Annotated in this window: 1 protein-coding gene; it reads left to right on the forward strand. The window is 42.9% G+C overall.

The genetic code is table 11. From position 1 onward, the window contains the following. Window positions 1-854: reverse transcriptase domain-containing protein (locus tag LMB56_RS01960; RefSeq protein WP_267865182.1), on the forward strand; the 854-nt coding region annotated here is incomplete at both ends.

Here is an 854-nt window from a genome sequence, read left to right on the forward strand (position 1 = left end):
AGAGTTGTCGACTTAGACCTAAAAGCCTATTTTGATAACGTTAATCATGACTTGATGATTAAGTATCTCCAACAATATATTGATGACCCATGGACACTAAGACTTATTCGTAAGTTTCTAACTAGCGGAGTCTTAGACCATGGGCTTTTCGCTAAGAGTGATAAAGGAACCCCACAAGGAGGTCCATTGTCACCATTACTGGCGAATATCTATCTAAATGAGTTGGACAAAGAGTTGACTGGACGTGGTCACCACTTTGTGCGCTATGCGGATGACTGTAACATCTATGTTAAAAGTCAACGAGCCGGAGAACGAGTAATGCGAAGCATTACCCAGTTTCTCGAAAAGCGATTGAAAGTTAAAGTGAACCCAGATAAAACCAAAGTCGGCAGCCCGCTACGGTTGAAGTTTCTTGGCTTTTCGTTGGGTGTAGACCACAATGGGGCCTACGCCCGTCCAGCTAAACAATCGCAACAACGAGTAAAGAAAGCATTGAAGTTAGTAACTAAACGTAATCGTGGAATATCTCTGACGAGAATGTTTAAAGAAATTCAGCGAAAAATGCGTGGGTGGCTTCAGTACTACTCAATTGGGAAACTAACTGACTTTATTCAACGCCTTGACAAGTGGTTGAGGACCCGAATAAGGCAGTATATCTGGAAGCAATGGAAGAAGTTTAAAACTAAGGTAACTAACTTACAGAAGCTGGGGCTGTCTCAGCGTGATGCATATGTCTTCGCTAGTACCCGCAAGGGCTACTGGCGAACTGCACACAGTAAGACCTTGAGCTATTCTCTAACTAATAGAAAACTGGAACAACTCGGACTTATGAATATGTCCAAGACGCTCCAGTC

This window comes from Limosilactobacillus reuteri (assembly GCF_020785355.1).
Lineage (GTDB): Bacteria > Bacillota > Bacilli > Lactobacillales > Lactobacillaceae > Limosilactobacillus > Limosilactobacillus reuteri_I.